At 66.3% G+C, this 16,369-nt stretch carries 16 protein-coding genes and 1 pseudogene; 10 read left to right on the top strand and 7 right to left on the bottom strand.

All coding sequences use genetic code 11. The features are described 5' to 3' along the window. Window positions 1-94 precede the first annotated feature (94 nt). From AB0D57_RS21495 to AB0D57_RS21510, 4 genes are all read right to left on the bottom strand, one after another. Complete coding sequence (locus AB0D57_RS21495; RefSeq protein ID WP_362075044.1) at window positions 95-751, bottom strand: DUF433 domain-containing protein; 657 nt, start codon at window positions 749-751, stop codon at window positions 95-97. An 85-nt stretch (window positions 752-836) separates the two neighbouring features. Next, a complete protein-coding gene (locus AB0D57_RS21500) occupies window positions 837-1,721 on the bottom strand; it encodes a hypothetical protein (protein WP_362075047.1) in 885 nt (294 codons plus the stop codon). 272 nt (window positions 1,722-1,993) lie between these two features. Next, window positions 1,994-2,131 carry a DUF397 domain-containing protein gene (locus AB0D57_RS21505; protein ID WP_362075050.1) on the bottom strand — a complete coding sequence of 46 codons (138 nt, stop codon included), beginning with the start codon at window positions 2,129-2,131 and terminating at the stop codon, window positions 1,994-1,996. Beyond that, window positions 2,088-3,002 carry a helix-turn-helix transcriptional regulator gene (locus AB0D57_RS21510; RefSeq protein WP_362075234.1) on the bottom strand — a complete coding sequence of 305 codons (915 nt, stop codon included), beginning with the start codon at window positions 3,000-3,002 and terminating at the stop codon, window positions 2,088-2,090. Before AB0D57_RS21510 ends, AB0D57_RS21505 begins: the two co-directional genes overlap by 44 nt. 178 nt (window positions 3,003-3,180) lie before the next feature. Between AB0D57_RS21510 and AB0D57_RS21515 the strand changes: the two genes are divergently transcribed. After that, on the top strand, window positions 3,181-3,708 hold the full coding sequence (locus AB0D57_RS21515; RefSeq protein WP_362075053.1) for an ATP-binding protein: 528 nt from the start codon (window positions 3,181-3,183) through the stop codon (window positions 3,706-3,708). A gap of 123 nt (window positions 3,709-3,831) precedes the next feature. Here AB0D57_RS21515 and AB0D57_RS21520 read toward each other — a convergent pair whose 3' ends face one another. Then, window positions 3,832-4,116: a hypothetical protein gene (locus AB0D57_RS21520; protein ID WP_362075056.1), complete on the bottom strand. Its 285-nt coding sequence runs from the start codon at window positions 4,114-4,116 to the stop codon at window positions 3,832-3,834. Window positions 4,117-4,553: 437 nt separating this feature from the next. On the opposite strand from AB0D57_RS21520, the gene AB0D57_RS21525 reads away from it, so the two are divergent. From AB0D57_RS21525 to AB0D57_RS21540, 4 genes and pseudogenes are all read left to right on the top strand, one after another. Then, complete coding sequence (locus AB0D57_RS21525) at window positions 4,554-6,833, top strand: Ig-like domain repeat protein (protein WP_362075059.1); 2,280 nt, start codon at window positions 4,554-4,556, stop codon at window positions 6,831-6,833. Window positions 6,834-7,940: 1,107 nt separating this feature from the next. Next, window positions 7,941-8,483, top strand: a complete 543-nt coding sequence (locus tag AB0D57_RS21530; protein ID WP_362075062.1) for a DUF4262 domain-containing protein — start codon at window positions 7,941-7,943, stop codon at window positions 8,481-8,483. Between the two features lie 506 nt (window positions 8,484-8,989). Further along, a pseudogene (locus AB0D57_RS21535) lies at window positions 8,990-9,217 on the top strand (site-specific integrase); the annotation flags it as partial. A gap of 458 nt (window positions 9,218-9,675) precedes the next feature. Beyond that, window positions 9,676-10,803, top strand: a complete 1,128-nt coding sequence (locus AB0D57_RS21540; RefSeq protein WP_362075065.1) for a hypothetical protein — start codon at window positions 9,676-9,678, stop codon at window positions 10,801-10,803. Window positions 10,804-11,335: 532 nt separating this feature from the next. Here the strand turns inward: AB0D57_RS21540 and AB0D57_RS21545 are convergent. Both AB0D57_RS21545 and AB0D57_RS21550 read right to left on the bottom strand, forming a co-directional pair. Further along, window positions 11,336-12,583, bottom strand: coding sequence for an XRE family transcriptional regulator (locus AB0D57_RS21545; protein ID WP_362075068.1), 1,248 nt, complete (start codon window positions 12,581-12,583; stop codon window positions 11,336-11,338). A 158-nt stretch (window positions 12,584-12,741) separates the two neighbouring features. Continuing rightward, window positions 12,742-13,122 (bottom strand): GntR family transcriptional regulator, encoded by a 381-nt coding sequence (locus AB0D57_RS21550; RefSeq protein ID WP_362075237.1) that lies wholly within the window; start codon window positions 13,120-13,122, stop codon window positions 12,742-12,744. Window positions 13,123-13,578: 456 nt separating this feature from the next. Here AB0D57_RS21550 and AB0D57_RS21555 point away from each other — a divergent pair, with 456 nt between their 5' ends. The 5 genes from AB0D57_RS21555 to AB0D57_RS21575 all read left to right on the top strand — a co-directional run bounded on the left by AB0D57_RS21555 (window position 13,579) and on the right by AB0D57_RS21575 (window position 16,295). Then, window positions 13,579-14,346 carry a DUF4097 family beta strand repeat-containing protein gene (locus tag AB0D57_RS21555; RefSeq protein ID WP_362075071.1) on the top strand — a complete coding sequence of 256 codons (768 nt, stop codon included), beginning with the start codon at window positions 13,579-13,581 and terminating at the stop codon, window positions 14,344-14,346. A 158-nt stretch (window positions 14,347-14,504) separates the two neighbouring features. Continuing rightward, a complete protein-coding gene (locus AB0D57_RS21560) occupies window positions 14,505-14,795 on the top strand; it encodes a hypothetical protein (protein WP_362075074.1) in 291 nt (96 codons plus the stop codon). Continuing rightward, entirely contained in the window at window positions 14,792-14,938 is a 147-nt protein-coding gene (locus AB0D57_RS21565; protein WP_362075077.1) for a hypothetical protein, read from the top strand. Before AB0D57_RS21560 ends, AB0D57_RS21565 begins: the two co-directional genes overlap by 4 nt. Further along, the gene (locus AB0D57_RS21570) at window positions 14,935-15,924 is read left to right on the top strand and encodes a DUF2637 domain-containing protein (protein ID WP_362075080.1); all 990 of its coding nucleotides are present in this window, start codon (window positions 14,935-14,937) and stop codon (window positions 15,922-15,924) included. Before AB0D57_RS21565 ends, AB0D57_RS21570 begins: the two co-directional genes overlap by 4 nt. Next, window positions 15,924-16,295, top strand: coding sequence for an RRQRL motif-containing zinc-binding protein (locus AB0D57_RS21575; protein ID WP_362075240.1), 372 nt, complete (start codon window positions 15,924-15,926; stop codon window positions 16,293-16,295). Before AB0D57_RS21570 ends, AB0D57_RS21575 begins: the two co-directional genes overlap by 1 nt. Window positions 16,296-16,369: the final 74 nt, after the last annotated feature.

Below are 16,369 nucleotides of genomic sequence, written 5' to 3' on the forward strand. Positions count from 1 at the left end.
CCCGCCGACGCGTCAACGTCCTGTGGGCCCTGATCCGTGACCGACGCTGCTACCAAGTCACGCTTCCAGCTTCCGCAGCCGGTTGACAACAGCATTAGGAAGCAAGATGCACCACTGCTTGGCAGAGGGCATCCACCTGCTCAGGTGTCATGTCGTAGTCGTACGCGATGTCCTCGACGGATTCCCCGGCCTCCCACAGGTCGGTGATGGCCTTGACCGAGACCCGGTTGGCGGCCACCACGGGGAGACCGTGACCGAACCTCGGGTCGATCACGACGGGGACAGAGTCCGGGTACTGCCTCAACCGCAGGCTGGAGGGGAAGTCGTCGCCAGGCTCCCAGGTGAGATAGCGGAGATAGTCGGAGACCACCTCCTTGATGGGGACCTGGCCGTCGCGGGCTCTGCGGAGATCCCCCCAACCGTGCTCGATGAAGATGTCCACGCCGTCCGTCGCGATCCGCTTGGACACGAGCCCGTAGGGGGTGTCGAAGGCGTCCCGTACAGCGGCGGCCGCCTCCCTGATCTCGCTCATGCGGAGCCCCAAGGAGCGCAGGGAACGAAGCACGTGCGCCTCGGCGACCGCGATGAAAGGCACCGAAGGCTGTCCCTTCCGTACCGGCTCCACCTGGTGGACCAGAGGCGCTCCGGCGGCCTTGCCCTTCAACCACGAGGTGAGGGTCGACTGCGGAATCTCAAGGTAGGAGGCGGTCTCCGTGGGCGTCAGAAGTCCGTCCTTGAACCTGTCGACCATGCCCCACCTCCTCTTGATGCCGGGTTTCGCATCGTCGCATATCCAGCCTCCCACCCGAGGTCCCACCGCACACCCACCCACCAGCTCAGCCGGCCGCACGGAGACAGTCCCTGGATCGGCAGTCGCGGCAGTGTCCGGGGGCGGAGGCGCGGAAGGCTCGCTCGCAGCCGTCGCAGGTCTGGAAGGGCAGGACAGCTGCCGGACGTTCCACGGGGTGCGCCGACGGGGGTGGAGCGGGCAGGGGCGTCTCTCGTAGGCGGAAGGCGAGGATGGCTGCGGGACGAGCAAGGAAGTTGTCGGGGAGCCCTGCGGTGAGCAGCTCGGTGATCTGGGACGCTCCCACACCCGCCGCGAGCCACTGGGCGACGGCGGGTGCCAGGCGGGCGGCCTCCTTCTCGGACAGGATCAGCCGTCGATCGATCCGGCGCAGCGCGGCGAGTACGGCGACGGCCTGTGGGGCCGCGTCGGCGAGGGGGATCGGCGCCTCCGCCTCGGACTGCGCGGGTGTGTGCACCGCTTCCTGCGCGGTGGCGGACGCAGGCGTGGCCGTCGCTGCGGCGGGCTGCTTTCGGGGCCGACGCGGCTTCGGCGGCTCGGGAGGCCCGTCCGGATCCGGATCACCGCCGGGCACGTCGTAGAAGTACGTCCGGGTACGGATCTGCCCGGTGGACAGTCGCTCGCGGCGGCGTTCCAGGTATCCGGCTTCTTCGAGTTCTCTGAGCGCCCGCGAGATCAGGATCTCGCCCTCGGTGAAGTGCTCGCACAACGCGGCGATGCTCACGGGGGTGCCGGTGGGCAGGGAGAGGATGTAGACCGCCACGCCGACCGTGACGGCGCTGCCGCGCCGCTGCGCGAGGGCGTTCGAGATCACGGTGAAGTCGGCCGTGAGGCGGGTGCGTACGTGGATCACGCCGGAGGTCGGAGCTCCGGCGTCGGCGCGCAGGCGCGCGTTAGACTGCGGGTCAGCCATTGGGAAGGTCGTTGCTTCCTGATCGGTCAGGCCCTCGATCGGGATTGCCGTCCCGGCCGGGGGCCGTATCTGTTTGCGGTTGTCGCGGCGAACGTAACCGTCCGAATCCCGCACCTGCAAGCCGGTCACTCGGACGGGTGACACGGGCCGGGAGGGTGGGTGGGCGGGTAGTTCTTTCCCCCGGTTCTTTGGGAGGTCAGCGGCCCGCCGGGCCCTCGCGGGCAAGGATCCGGTGGACCCGGAAGGCGGGCCGTGACCGGGACCTGGCCGGTTCAGAGGCGGTGCTGACCGGCCTTCAACTCGCCTATGAACGCTGCCCAGGAGCCGACTTCGAAGGACAGCGCGGGACCGTGTGGGACCTTGTTGTCACGGACGGGCACGAGGCCGGGGAACCCGTCCGCCACCTCCACGCAGTTGCCGCCCTCCTGATTGCTGTAGCTGCTCTTGCGCCACGCGGCGCCGTTCAGATCGGGACGGGACCTTCGCTCCACGGTGGTTGCCCTCCATCACGGATCGGATCATGTCGAGCGACATGAGCGGGGGCAGGGCTGCCGCCCGTAGCCGATCGTAGGTCAAGGAAAACCTCCTGACTTCGGCTGGATCCTCGATGAGTTGGCCGTAGTGCGCGCCTTCCGTGTAGGCGACTTCCGAGCCGTCAGACAGCGCGAGAATCGTCAGCGAGCCTCCCATCGCGTCGTGCTCGCCTTGGTCGAACGGCAGTACCTGCACGTCGATATGAGGCTCCGCCGCGGCCTCGATCAGACGCTCCAGCTGCCCACGCATCACTGCATGACCACCGACCGGGCGCCTCAGTACCGCCTCGTCGAGGACGACCCACAGTGCAGGTCGATCAGCTGAGCCGAGCCGCTCCTGACGTCCCATGCGTACAGTGAGCCTCTCCTCCAACTGCGCCTCACTGCTGAGGGTGAGGCCGACGCTCAGGACGGCCCGCGCGTACTCCTCGGTCTGGAGCAGGCCGGGCACCACATGCGCTGCGTACTCTCCGATGGCCACCGCCCGCTCCGAATGCGCCATGAACGCCCGCGACCAGTCCGGGAACGCCTCCCGATACACATACGGCCACAGCTCGACCAACAAGTTGTCCGCGCCCAGGGCAGCGTCGAGCGCCCGTGCCAGTGCCAGCGTCGGTTTCGCCCCGGAGGCCCGCTCGATCTGCGTGATCCGGGTGCTCACCACGTGGGTCCTGTCGCCGAGTTCGGCCTGGGTCAGTCCGGCCGCCGTACGGAGTCTGCGTACCCGTGAACCGAACAGCGCGGCCATCGACGTACTGGGATCAATTCCGTTGGCCAAGGCGTCACTTCCGTTCCTTACGGACTGAAAAGTAAGGCTGTGTCACCTTCCGAGCGTAGGGCCGCCCGACGACTCTTGAGTACGGAACGTGATGACCCGCGTACATCGCGGCACGTCCCGGAACTCGACGGACAAGGACGGTCACGCTGTGCTGACAGGAACGACCACCGCGGGCGAAGACCCCCGAAGGGGCACCGAAGCCCCCGTGACGGAACCCGTCGCGCTCGACGGCGGGGCCACCGAACACCCGCCACTCGCAGCGCAGTTCGCCTCGTCGCCCCGAGGTGCGAGGCTCGCCCGACGCGGCGCCGTGTGGCGCATGGAGGAGTGGGGATACCCGCCGGAGTCGGACGCGTCGTGCGCGGTCGCCCTCGTCGTGGGTGAACTCGCCGCGAACGCCGTCCAGCACGGCCACGTCCCGGGCCGCGACTTCCGTCTCAGGCTCGGCCTCGACGAGGTGGCGGGCCTGGTGCGGATCGAGGTCGCCGACGCCGCCACCGCGAAACGGCCGCCTGCCGCTCCGCCCTCGTCGTACCCCGACGGCGAGTCGGGTCGAGGCCTGCTCCTGGTGGATGTCCTGGCCGTGCGCTGGGGCTCGACACCTCGTCACCCCGTGGGCAAGACGGTCTGGGCAGAGGTGGCGATCGCTGCTTCAGCAGGTCTGAACGCACTGTGAGTTGCGATAACTATGGGTATCGCCAAAATCTTGGATCGAAGAACTGCTCTGACGGGCGACCAGGTGGGCACTGCAGGCCGATACAGCCCTGGAGGCCATCTCACGTGGCTGGTCCGACCGCTGTCATGCGGAAGCCACCACCTCGCCGGCCATGACCTGGGGAGGGTTGGGGAGCAGTGACGCAAGGTTGTCCCGTACGAAGTCCGCAGCCCTGGAGATCGATTCCTCGGCACCGGCCTGGTCCTGGAAGACGCTGGTCGAGACCATCACTCCGTCCCCGGCATCGATCCAGTAGTAGGCCACGAAGCCGGAGACCTGGCGCATGAGCGACACGAACCCCTCGTTCACGAGACGTGCCGCCTCGGCCGAATCGGTCACCCCTTCGTACCGCCGGACTGCTGCGTACATCGCCAAGCTCCTCACGGCGTTCTGGGATCGTCCTTCGCTGAGACTTCGTACCCCTGCGACGGCTGCCTGGCTCATGAGGCGCCCGGCAATCACCTGAAGGGCTGCCTCGGGTGACCCGAACGGCGGCCGCAGGCCCTGACATACGGCATGCGTTCGCGCTTGCACGGCGCCGCGAACGTCCGCGCGCGCAGCACCGGTTTGGCGATCTCCTGCGGATATGCCTGACTCCAGGGGCGCGAGAGGGTGGCTTCGTGCAGGGGGATGGCTTTGTGGGCATCGCCGTGGGAGAGGCCCCGGAATCTCTTCTTCCCGCGCACAACCATTCCGACGGCTCCGTTGTCACACCCGTGTCATAGGCATCCGGAACATGCCGCGCCCGGTGCCTTCCAACCTCCGGTGACGCGCGGCCTCCCACGGCTCATGAGGTTTGAACCACCTTGCGCAACCGCAGAATCTCCACCGCGACGGCACTCGCCGTCCTCTTCAGTTCCATGGCGCTGACGGGCCTCGAGGCCACGGCCGCCCACGCCGACGGCAACGCCGTCCTGCCCGTCGCCTCCGTCGCCGACATCGTCGTGGACAGCGTGCACCAGCGCGTCTTCGTCAGCGACCGGGTCGGCGGCAAGGTCGTCGCCACCGACTACAGCGGCAACGTCGTCGGGACGCTCGGCTCGCTGCCGGAGGCCGACGGCCTGGAACTCTCGGCCGACTCGCAGACGCTGTACGTGGCCGTCGCGGGCAGCGACGAGATCGCGGCGATCGACACGGCCGGCCTCACCGAGTCCGCGCGCTACTCGACCGGTACTGCCGACGCCCCGAGGACCCTCGCCCGCGCCGGCGGGAAGCTGTGGTTCGGCTACGGCACGACGACGCACGGGGACATCGGCTCCCTCGACCTCTCGGGCCCGGATCCTGTCCTCGCCGTGGCCCAGGACAGCGGCAGCCGCTGGTACTACGCGCCCCTGCTGGAGTCCAACCCGGCCGCGCCCGGTGTGCTGGCCGCGGGTGTGCCGGGCCTCAGCCCCTCCGCCGTGGCGACCTATGACGTCTCCGGCACCGGCGCGCCCAGACTCATCGCCCAGGGCCAGGCCGGCAGCAACCTGCGCGACCTCGCGGTGACCCCCGACGGCAACCAGGTCGTCACGGCCAGCGGCGCGCCCTACAAGCACCAGGTGCTGTCCACCACCGACCTGAAGGAAGTCGGCAGCTACCCGACCGACGCCTACCCGAACGCCGTCGACATCGCCGCGGACGGCACCGTCGCCGCGGGCATCGACGGCTCGTACGAGCCGGACGTCTACATCTTCAAGCCCGGTACCACCCAGCCGGTCCGAAAGTACGAATTCGCCGACACCGGCACCGGCACCCTGGTTCCGGACGGCCTGGCCTGGGAGCCGGACGGCAACCACCTCTTCGCGGTCACCGAGAGCGGCAGCACGTACCGCCTCAACACGCTGAACGCGCCGACCAAGGCCGCCACCACGGTGACGGTGAGCGCGCCTTCCTCGGTTGCTCCCGGTAAGCCGCTGACCGTCACCGGGAAGGTCAGCGGTGGTGATGCGCTGCCGGCCGGGACGTCGCTGACGGTCACCCGTACCGATGCGGAGTCGCCGTCGGGCAAGGCGCTGGCCCCGGTGACGACCGGCGAGGACGGATCGTTCTCCTTCACCGACACCCCGTCGGTTGAGGGCGACGCAAAGTACACCGTCTCCTACGCGGGTGACGCCGGCCACGCTCCGGCGTCCGCCACGCGGACCGTGGCCGTCTCCCGCAGCGCCACCACGGTGACGGTGAGCGCGCCCGCCACCGCCACCCGTGCCAAGTCACTGACCGTCACCGGCAAGGTCGCCAACGCCGAGGCGCTGCCGGCCGGCACGGCACTCACCGTCAAGCGCACGGACCTGGAGTCGCCCTCCGGCAAGGCGCTGGCCTCGGTGAAGACCAAGGCGGACGGCACCTTCTCCTTCACCGACACCCCGCCTGCCGGCGGCGACGTGAAGTACACCGTCTCCTACGCGGGCGACGCGACCCGTGCCCCGGCCTCCAGCTCGGACACGGTGGCCGTCTCCCGGACCGCCACCACGCTGAGCCTGAACAACAGCGGCAAGGTGTACTCCTACGGTCAGGACGTCACCTTCACCGCACACCTGGGCACCACCTACAAGAGCCGCACGGTGGAGATCTGGGCCAACCCCTATGGCTCGGACAAGCCCAACGTCCTGGTGAAGAAGGCGACCGTCAACTCCAGCGGAAACGTCTCCGCCGTGGTGGACATGAAGCGGGACACCACCGTCACCGCGGTCTTCGCCGGTGACGCCCGCACCGCCCCGAAGTCGGTCAAGGTCACCGCGTACGCCAAGGTGAGCGTCTCCACCTCGCTGACGAAGTACTACAAGACCGGCAAGGTCAGCACCAACTCCTCGACGTACTACTGGTACCGAAAGAACACCGGCCCGCTGTTCACCACCACGATGAGCGCCTACCCGGGCCGCAGCCACCGGCTGGACATCGACGTCTACTACCAGGGCGCGTGGCACCGCGGTTACGAGGAGTTCTTCGAGCTGGGCGCCGACGGCAAGAGCGTCATCGACCTCGGTGCATCCGACGAGGCAGGCCTCCGCGTCCGGGTCCGGTCGGCCTACATCAACGACTCCTCCGGAGACAACGTCAACTCCACCACCTACAGCTCCTGGAAGTACATCTACTTCACCAACTGACCTGCGGACCCGGGCCGTCGGTGGAGAAGTGCCGCGCCGCCCGTCGGCCAGGGCTTCTGAGAGGGTGGCTGTGACGGGGAAGCGGCGTCACAGCCTGAAGCAAGCCGGGGACAGCCGGGACTCGTCAACGTGTGCGTGTCTCGGCTGTTTGAGCCGGCCAGGAAGCCGGCGGGACACCATTCATGGTTCAGCCCGCGCGTTGGCTGCAAGACCTCGGCCGGGCCAGGCCCGGCTCTCTCATGCGAATCAGGCTCCTGGCCTGGTACTTCCCTGTCGGGGTGGCGGGATGTGAACCCACGACCTCTTCGTCCCGAAGCACCTCGCCTGGACGTTCCACCTTGGGCCGGTCTGCCGCTCACCTGCTGCGATGGTCCGCAGGTGTGCGTGGTTGTCCGCCGCTGTGCGTCCGCGTTGTCACGCAGTTAGACACTCACCTCTGGCGCGAGGACAAGGGCCGTCCACGTCTCATCGGGGTCACGGCGTCAGTCTGACGTCTTGCAGACGACCGCTGTGACAACGACATCGGGCTCCGCGTCGGCGTAGGCGATAACGTCGCGCTCCGTGTCGGCCGACGGTGTCGGCGTCGGCGCCGAACATCCCGAAGAAGAACTCGATGACGACGGTTCCGGCCGGGGACCCGACGTTGGCTCAATCCCATCGTTGATCGACTCCGTGAACGACCAGCTGACGACAACCAGCACGAGCCAACCGCTGATCAGCCACCCTTTCGCGCGCCTGCTCATCACGCCCCCCTCCGAAGTCCCCACGGCAAGCGGCCAGTCTGCCAGCCGAACGACAGCGCCCCTCGCAGACCACCGCATTAGGAGTTCGATCCGAGGCCGCTTTGGCTGGCGTCGGCGACTGGTGTGGCGGCCGGACAGAGACGCTGGCGTACGCCTTCGTCTGGCGTCGTTGATGTCAGCCGTAGATGTCGGAAGCGTTCTGATCCGTAGCTCTAGCCGGATCGGTCAGCGACAGTCATTCCGGTCGCTCCACGGCCCCGGAGGGACGCTACCGGTCGGGGGCGGCTGCTGGGGTTGCGGTATTCGCTGCTGTACGCCTACCCCGGGAGACGGCCCCGTGTGCGAGCAGGCCTACTCTCCTCGGATGGACGACGCCCCTTGCTTCTGCCTCCTCTGCGCCCCGACGGAATGGGGCGGCCCCGTGTCGGAGGAACGCGACAGCCGCATAGCCAAGAGCGTCGCGGACTTCGGCTGGCACGTCATGGGCGTGGCCGGCGGTGATGCCCCCGGCGATTGGGGCTACTCCATCGGCCTCTGGCACACACTGCGTAGCCCCGAGGTAAGCGTGTTCGGCCTGCCGTCGCAGGCCGCGATGCGCGTAGCGAACGCCGCTGGGGCAGCGATACGGGATGGCAACCCACTCGAGCCCGACCAGCGCCGGGGAGACGTCCTCAGCGGCTACGACGTGGCCGTCTGGCCCGTGCACCCCAGCTGGTACCACGACTTCTTCGGCGCAGGCATCGACTTCTACCAGACCCCGCCACTGCCAATCACGCAGTTGTTCTGGCCGGACAAGGCCGGGCGGTTCCCTTGGGAAGAGGGAGCGGACGAGCGTTGCCGCACGGGGCAACCACTGCTCTGGATTCCAAAAGACGAGACCACCGGCCCGTGGACCGAAATCACGTGAGGTCGGTGGAGTTTCAATGGTCGAGTCAACCCGCTTGAGCAATCTTGAAAACCGTCATGGCGCGAGTCACCGTGGGTTCAAATCCCATACCCACCGCAGTGGCTGAGAACCTCTGACCAGCAACATCGGTCGGAGGCTCTCTCTATGTCAGGTATCCATCAGCGTGCTGGACTAACGGTCGCGGCTACGTCGGCGGCGCACTCGCGACACAGTCCAGATCCCGACCCCGATGATTGGGAACACGATCAACGACATCGTCAGAATGGCGGTGATCCCCGCGACGAGGAACGTGATCAGCAACTCCCATATCGAGGGATCCGGTTCCATGCCCTGCCTTCTTGATGTAGTCGCCTGACGTTGTCTGGCGATGACGCATGTGCGGAACCTTCCGGTTCCTCAACGCTCCAGCATCATGCGCCTTCTGCACCCACCACTCACGGCCGGCACTCGCGAACGGCGCCCCCGCCATCCTGGAGCCTGAGCGCCCCCGCCGGAGGCATGTCTTCAAAGACGCCGAGGGGATCAACGCCGACGAGTGGACGCCTCGGGAGCTCCGGCCAAGCTTCGTGTCGCTGCTCTCCGACCGGGGTGTCCCTCTGGAGGAGATCTCCCGGCTCGTCGGGCACTCGGGTACGGCCGTGACCGAGGAGGTCTACCGGAAGCAGATCCGGCCCGTGATTCAGACCGGTGCCGTCGTCATGGACGGCATCTTCAAGCGCGACCCGGAGCGCTAGTCACTCAGATAGACACGCAGCAACGACAGAGGGCCCTCACCGATTCGGTGAGGGCCCTCTGACCTGCTACTTAGCTGTCGGGGTGGCGGGATTTGAACCCACGACCTCTTCGTCCCGAACGCGATCAGGGGCCTACGTGACCTTGCGTCGGCGGTCACCGACCTGCTCGTTCGACTCCGGCACAGTCCATTATTGTCCGCGGCTGTCTTCGTGAGGCTGCCGTGTTTGGCCCCCCGTTTGGCCCCCTGGATCGTCGGCCGCATGGGGGCGTCTTGGCTGGTCAGCTCTTGATCCCGGGGCAGTGACCGCGTAACGCACATGCGAGTGGTTGTAGGGCAGAGCGAGCATGTGACTGCGATGACGTTGTTCGATTGCTTCTGACGTTGCGACAGAGCAAAATTGATCTGCGCTGGAGTACACACCCGGGGTTCTGGCGCTGGCTCAGTAGGGTGGGGGGCATGGGCACGGAGAGTCGCACTTTTGGATCTTGGCGCTTGCGAGGCGGGCGTTACGAGCAACCGGGCCTGCCCGTTGAAGTCCTGGCAGAGTTCGCTAGGTATGAGCGCTTGGTTGTGGACGTGGCCCGAGGTCTCTACAAGCAGCGCCATGCGACGCGACAACGCGTACCCAGGGGTTTCGCCTCATCTTTTTCACTTCGGCTGTCCGATATTCAACCTGGCAGTGTCATTCCCGTTCTAGAGCGAACAGTCGTCGACGCAGATGCACTCTTTGACGATCGCGATGCGGGCATCTTTGAAGAAGCCAGGATGGTAATTCAGGATGCACTACGTTCGATTCAGGCGGGGTCCGGTATCCCTCGGAACTTCCCTCCGCACGCGTTGCGTGAGTTTTCCAGTTTCGGGAGGACTCTGCGAGGTGACGAGTTCATTGAGTTCGATAGTGAGACTCCTAAGGCCGTAATTTACTCGCAGTCAGTTCGCCGCCAGATTCAGGAACAGGCGCGTCTCGAAAGATTCGAGATCGAGACACTCGTCTACGGGCAAGTTACCGGCGTTAGTGCGGATAGGGGCACCTTTGAATTCCGTCTGACTCGGGGTGAGCGGGCAATTCTTGGGCGTTTTTCTTCGGATGACATCGTCGCGGATCTAAGGCAGTATGTCGATCGCTCGACAATGGCGCCAACCGTGGCCATCAGTGCTGTGGCTATTCAGTCGATGGATGAAGAGATCATCGAGATCCAGGATGTTCTTTCCGTCGAACCCGTGCTACCGGCTGATTGGTCTGATCGCCTGAGTGAGCTGCATGACCTTGAGGCGGGATGGCTAGACGGGGTTGGGCGGCAGGTGAGTAGAAAAGTCCTCCGCGAGGTTGAGTCGCTTCTACTCGAATTTCTCGATGAGCAAGTTCAGCGCCCTTACATCTACCCGACGGAAGATGGTGGCGTTCAGCTTGAGTGGCCCTACACGGCAGGGGAAGTAACGCTGACTGTCACGGCGGATGGGAAAGTCGAAGCTTACGCATTCTCAAAGTCGGATGATCAAGAGGATGATAAGACGTTTCACTGGCGACAGCTGAGTGAGATTACAGAGTTCGTGATCGGGGGGATCACAAAGTATGCCGACTGATGGCTCGAACCTTCGACCTGGTGAGATCGAGATAACGGATCAGGAAGAGAGGCTTTGGCGTCAAGTTCACCCGATCTGGATTCATGAAGGTCGAGTCACCAGTCAACTATTCAGTCCCACTCCGAAGGATTCAGGCGAGGTATCTGTAACTAGAGCTTCGCTCGTTAGTCCCGAAGAATCTCATCAGCATCACACCGAAACGCTGGGTTTGAAGTCGGTTGGCGTTTATTGCGTCGACGTTGCAGAGGTTCAAGAGGTAGATCTCAGAGCTGTTGATGACTCTCAAGTTGACGACGGCGAAGAGCGCCCTCCGGCGCATGCCTTTGTTGACTTCAAGGCTGTTGCGAGCCCCAAGCAGCAAAAGAAGCGCGCGAGTCTCTTGCGTGACAAAGCTGAGAAGCGCGGATGGCAATACGGGCCGACAGCCTGAGGGCTGTTCCTCGGTTTATCTCGCGCGCACCTGCCTAAAGCCGATGTTCGCAGTCGTTGTGGACGTCTTCGTTCGGACGTCCACAACGACTGACTAGCCCGTTCATCGGGGCATGAATCCGGGCTTCTGCTCAGCGAGCGAGTGAAGCCGTCCGAGGTAGTCCTGTGCCGCCGGTTCGGAGCTGTACCGGCGCCGCATCTCTGCAGCGAGTTCGCGGCTGGTCATGATGAGCGACGGCACCGACTGCCGGTCACCTTCGAGGGCCCGCTCACCCATGAGGAGTGCCTGTTCCAAGTCGCCTTCACGCGCCGCCGTGACGCCCAGCGTGACGCGGGCTTCAGCGTTGCGCATGGGCGAGCGCTCGATGCCGTCGAAGTCCGTTCCTGCCCTCAGCACCTCTTCGGCGAGCGTGCGCGCGAGCTTGTCCTCACCGACCAGGCGGTAGCAGTCCATCGCGTAGAAGTCGAACTTGGCCGGGTCCACCACGAAGTGGTTGTCCAAGTTCTCCGGGTACGGCATTCCTTCAAGGATTCGCCGCCCCTTGTCCAAGGCCACCTCGACTTGCCTGCGGTCTCCGAGCCGGGCCCATGCCTTGGCTTCCTGGGCAGCGAGCTGCACGGCCACGCCATGGTGTGCTGCCGTCTCCGCTCCGGCCCGTGCCGCCGCGATAACACCGCGGTAGTCGCCAGTCGTGAGGGCGAACCATGCCCGCATCTCGTGTGCCCACCCGGCGACCTCTGCATGGCCCGCCTCGCTCGCGAGCGAAAGCGCGGCCTGTCGCGTCGACTCGGCCGCGTGGCGGTCGCCCGTGTCGTACTCGACACAGCCGACCAGTAGCGCAAGCCAACCGGACAGTGCGAGCACCTCGCGGTGCTGCGCGAGCGTGAGGCTCTTCTTATGCAGGTCGACGACCCGGCGGAGCCACTGGCGGCCCTCGATAAGGAGCTGTTCGCTCGGCATGAACGGATACTCCGAGCTGAGCCGGTCCGCCGTGATCCGCAGAGCATCGAGCGTGGAGCTGTCGACGTCGGACCTGTTGAGACGGCTCACGATCTCAAGCGTCTCCATGCCGGACGCTGCCAGAATTTCGCTGTCCCCGTCGCGCCGTGAGGGCGCGGGGAAGAGCGCGTGTGTCACGGTGCCGAACGTGGCCGCGATGATCGGTTGGTAGAAGTCGTTCGGTGTCTGGCCGGACTCCCAGCGCTTCCACTGGCGGATCATGCTGTCTTCCGCCGGCAGCTCCGTTGGAGCGTGCGCCCGCAGAGCCCTGACTGCGTCACGTTGCGACCAGTCGCGCGCCGCGCGTTCAGCCGCGATGCGTCGCGCCCATGCGGGCCTGTCGTCGGTCATGCGCCCTCCTCCGAGTACCTGCTCCGAGTCTCGCGCGCGAGCCGGGGGGACAGGGAAGGTGACAGGGGGGTGTCACCGGGCATGTCCCCTCCCCTGCTCTGCCGTCCCCTGGCTGTCACTTACCTCACAACTCCCGTTCCACGCATGCTGGTTGCAGATCACGCACCACCCGGTTCGGAGCGATTTTCGAGAGCTTCGACCCTGCCGCGAAGTTCCGAGACTTGGGAGGTGAGATGTTCGAGCCGGCGCAGCACTTCGGGAACGTCGACAATCGCGTCGGTTCCGCTGCCTTCGCCGGCCTGCTCCGGGTCGCGGGCATAGCTGCCCCGCGACGTCGTCATGATGAGCCCGTCCTCACGGAGGATCGCAAGGGCCCGCTGCACTGTCATTCCCGAGATCTTGAACCGTTCGGTCAAGTCTCGCACGGAGCCCACATGCCCTCCGGGCTTGATGTCACCACGCAGGATCTCTTGCCGCAGGATGTCGGCCGCCTGCTCGGACTCTGGCCTTGGGTCGTCTTTCGAGATTTCAGCGCTCATCACGCCATCGAGCGTACCCACCCCTAGTACGACCTAGCACGAGTCTGTGGCGACCTCTTGCGCCATGGTGCGTGCTAGTACATGCTGTTACAAGTTAGTACGGCAAGCCCGGAAGGGCTCAGTCGACTGCACCCGTAAGCGCTTGAACTGCAAGACCGCACGACCAGGAGCCCCGCATCGGACGGGGGGAGGCGACCCGGCGCCTTGGCATTCACCGGAGGGCTCAGACCGAAAGGTCACGTCTCCATACGCCTACTTCGAGGCCGGACAGCTCTACCTGACACGGGAGCGCGGTCGCGATGAAGGAGACACGCACCACCTCAACTTCCGCCGTCCCGCCGCTTTGCAGCGTGATGGCTCTGCGGGACGGCCGCGTCTCACCACTTCACTGCCGCGGCCGTTCCGCCTGTTCGCGCACGTCGTGTCCCACTCCAACAAGCCTTTGGGGGCTTACCCATGACCGAGCGCATTTTCGACTCCGAGACCTCCGGTCCGATCGTGCTGGGACTGTCGCTGCCGGTCGGCAGCGTCCGTGTCCAGGTGATCGAGAACCTGCTCACCGCCCGCGTGGTGCTGCGCACCGACGACAACACGGGGCCCGCGGCCGACGCGATCAACCGTGCTCGCAGTCAGCAGAACGGGCAGGCGTTCGGCATCGAGGTACCGGAGATGCCGAACGGCGTGATTGTGCAGGGTCGCCGCGGCACCGTCATTCAGAGCGTCCGCAGCATGAACGTCGTTGGCGGCACGGTCCGGATCAACGGTCGTGTGGTCTCTGGCGGCATGGCCGACATGCCGACCGTCAGCCCGATCGAAGTGACGGTCAACCTGCCCGCGCAGTCCTCCCTTGCGGTCGTCTCGCAGTCTGCGGACACCGAGGTCTACGGCTACGTCGACCGTATGGAGTTTCGCTCCGTCTCCGGTGACCTCGGAGTTGATGGCGTCCGTGAGCTGCGAGCCAACACCACCTCAGGGGATATCCGCGTCGGTCGGGCCACCGAGCAGATCAACGCGCACTCGGTGTCCGGCGACATCAAGGTCCGGCTGTACGACGGTCGCAGCGCCGCCCTGAACACCACCTCTGGGGATGTCGAGGTACAGGCCACCAGCGGCGCCGCCGGGCACGTCAGCGCCCACAGCATCTCCGGCGATGTCGAGGTATCCGGCGCCCGCCACCTGAACGTGTCCGCCGACAGCGTCTCCGGCCGCGTCCGCAACCGCTGATCGCTCTACCGCCCCGATGGTCGCACGGACCGTTCGACTCGGTCCGGGGGCGCTTTCCCCTGCCGCGCTGCGGCTCGGGTTCTTCCGGAAAAGCCGCCGTCTCACCAAACGCCTGCGGCTGCTCCGGCTCTATGTCCCTCCCACTTCAGGAGCCTTCCATGCGCACGTACATCGGCCGTCAACAGGCCGTATCCGCCGAGGACTTCGCGGAACTCGCGCTCGGTACCCCGGTTGAGCTGTGGCTCGGGGTCGAGGGCGAGAGCGACGAAGAGCGCGCGGCCCGCCTGGACGCGGCGCGCGACATCCTCGCTGAGCACCCCGAGATGCCCGACGACCTGGTCCGCATCGCGGCCGAGGTTGTCGAGGCGCACCCCGAGTTGTTCGACGTCATCCCCCTGGTTCGGTTCGCCGGCCGCCGCCGCTCCGTACGGAAGGGAGCGGCGGCATGAGCGATGACCTGAACTTCGACGACCGCATGTTCCTGGAGAGCCAGGCCGTCTACGAGCAGATCGTCGCCGGACAGGTGGCCGACGTTCAGGCAGAGCTGATGAACGCACAGCTCCGAGCCTCCCAGGGTGGTGAAGCGGCATGACCGCCACACCGACCGCCCTTGCGGCGCCCCCGTCCGGGGTGCCGCCGCTGACCAGGCCGGAGATGGGTCTCGCCGGAGTCGCCGCGCTTGCCGCGGCCGGAGTCGGTGCGCTCGGTCTCATTTCCTCCTTCGACGCCGTGTCGGCGGCTGCGGCCCGCTGGGGATTCGGCGAGCCGTGGATGCTGCCGGTCGGTATCGACGTGGCCATTCCGGTGTTCACCGTGGCCAACCTGCTGTTGATCCGGATGGACATGGCTCTTGCGTGGGTCCGGTTCGTGCCTTGGGTGCTCACGCTCATCACGTGCGGGCTGAACGTTGCGGCCGGACAGGGCATGTGGGCCAAGGTCGCGCACGGCACCATGCCGCTGCTGTGGGTGGTGTTCTCCGAGATCGGCGCGCACATCTACGCGGCACGAATCGGCGCGGCCACCGGTCGACGCATGGAAAAGATCCGGTTCTCTCGATGGCTGCTCGCGTTCCCGTCGACGTTCGCCCTGTGGCGCCGCATGACGCTGTGGGAGGTCACCTCCTACTCGGAGGCACTGACGCGGGAGAAGGAACGGCAGTTGGCCAGTGCGGACCTGCGCGAGCGGTACGGCCGCAAGTGGCGCTCGAAGACCCCGCGGCGCGAGCGCGTGATGCTGCGCATGGGCGAACTGGCCCCTACCTCCGAGCAGGAGGCGCCCGCCGTGCCCCCGCCGGTACCTCCGGCCGACCCCAAGCCGCGCCCGCGCCGGCAGACGAACTCCAAAGCCAAGGCCAAGCCGCAACGCACCTTCGAGGAACTACTCACCGAAGCGCGCACGGCTACCGCAGAGTGGGCCGACTCGGAGCTGACGGCGGATCGCATCCGTACTGCCGTGCACGTCTCGCAGGCCAACGCTCGCAAGCTGCGCGACCAGTTGCAGACCGAGCGCGCCGACGGCCGCCCGCTGCACTCCGTTGCCGACTCGGACGGCGACGGCACAGCGGCTGAGGCTGCGTGATGTACGGCAAGTGCTTCGACCCGACCGGCGCGACGTACGGACTGCCCACCTACCCGTGGCGCTACGCCCCTGACGGACTCGCCACCAAACGGCAGTTACGGTCCCGCGGCTTACGTCCCGGCGGGCAGTCGATCGCGGCACAGATCATGCGCCCGCGCTACAGGCGCGGCCCGCTGGTCGCCTACCTCTACCGCGTCGACCGCGCCAAGCCCGTCCGGCCGATGACACCGGGCAAACGGGCCGCGCTTGCCAAGGCGATGCGCGCTCGCCGAACCTGTCCGGCCTGCCGTCAGGACGCCGGATACGTCATCCCTACCTCGCTCGGCACGTGCGTGCCCTGCGCCTATCCCGAGGAACAGCGCGCTGCGTGACCTACCAGATGTCCAGGAACTCCCAGACAGCTTCCGCGATTCGGTTCCTGCGGCGGTGTGCCTTGCTGCAAAAA

It is taken from the genome of Streptomyces sp. NPDC048275 (assembly GCF_040652275.1).
GTDB lineage: Bacteria > Actinomycetota > Actinomycetes > Streptomycetales > Streptomycetaceae > Streptomyces.

Bases quoted from the DNA above. Each gene is read 5' to 3' on its own strand.
- AB0D57_RS21495 (WP_362075044.1), bottom strand. From the start codon at position 751: ATGGTCGACAGGTTCAAGGACGGACTTCTGACGCCCACGGAGACCGCC.
- AB0D57_RS21500 (WP_362075047.1), bottom strand. From the start codon at position 1,721: ATGGCTGACCCGCAGTCTAACGCGCGCCTGCGCGCCGACGCCGGAGCT.
- AB0D57_RS21510 (WP_362075234.1), bottom strand. From the start codon at position 3,002: ATGGCCGCGCTGTTCGGTTCACGGGTACGCAGACTCCGTACGGCGGCC.
- AB0D57_RS21520 (WP_362075056.1), bottom strand. From the start codon at position 4,116: ATGTACGCAGCAGTCCGGCGGTACGAAGGGGTGACCGATTCGGCCGAG.
- AB0D57_RS21530 (WP_362075062.1), top strand. From the start codon at position 7,941: ATGGACGACGCCCCTTGCTTCTGCCTCCTCTGCGCCCCGACGGAATGG.
- AB0D57_RS21540 (WP_362075065.1), top strand. From the start codon at position 9,676: ATGGGCACGGAGAGTCGCACTTTTGGATCTTGGCGCTTGCGAGGCGGG.
- AB0D57_RS21545 (WP_362075068.1), bottom strand. From the start codon at position 12,583: ATGACCGACGACAGGCCCGCATGGGCGCGACGCATCGCGGCTGAACGC.
- AB0D57_RS21550 (WP_362075237.1), bottom strand. From the start codon at position 13,122: ATGAGCGCTGAAATCTCGAAAGACGACCCAAGGCCAGAGTCCGAGCAG.
- AB0D57_RS21555 (WP_362075071.1), top strand. From the start codon at position 13,579: ATGACCGAGCGCATTTTCGACTCCGAGACCTCCGGTCCGATCGTGCTG.
- AB0D57_RS21560 (WP_362075074.1), top strand. From the start codon at position 14,505: ATGCGCACGTACATCGGCCGTCAACAGGCCGTATCCGCCGAGGACTTC.
- AB0D57_RS21565 (WP_362075077.1), top strand. From the start codon at position 14,792: ATGAGCGATGACCTGAACTTCGACGACCGCATGTTCCTGGAGAGCCAG.
- AB0D57_RS21570 (WP_362075080.1), top strand. From the start codon at position 14,935: ATGACCGCCACACCGACCGCCCTTGCGGCGCCCCCGTCCGGGGTGCCG.
- AB0D57_RS21575 (WP_362075240.1), top strand. From the start codon at position 15,924: ATGTACGGCAAGTGCTTCGACCCGACCGGCGCGACGTACGGACTGCCC.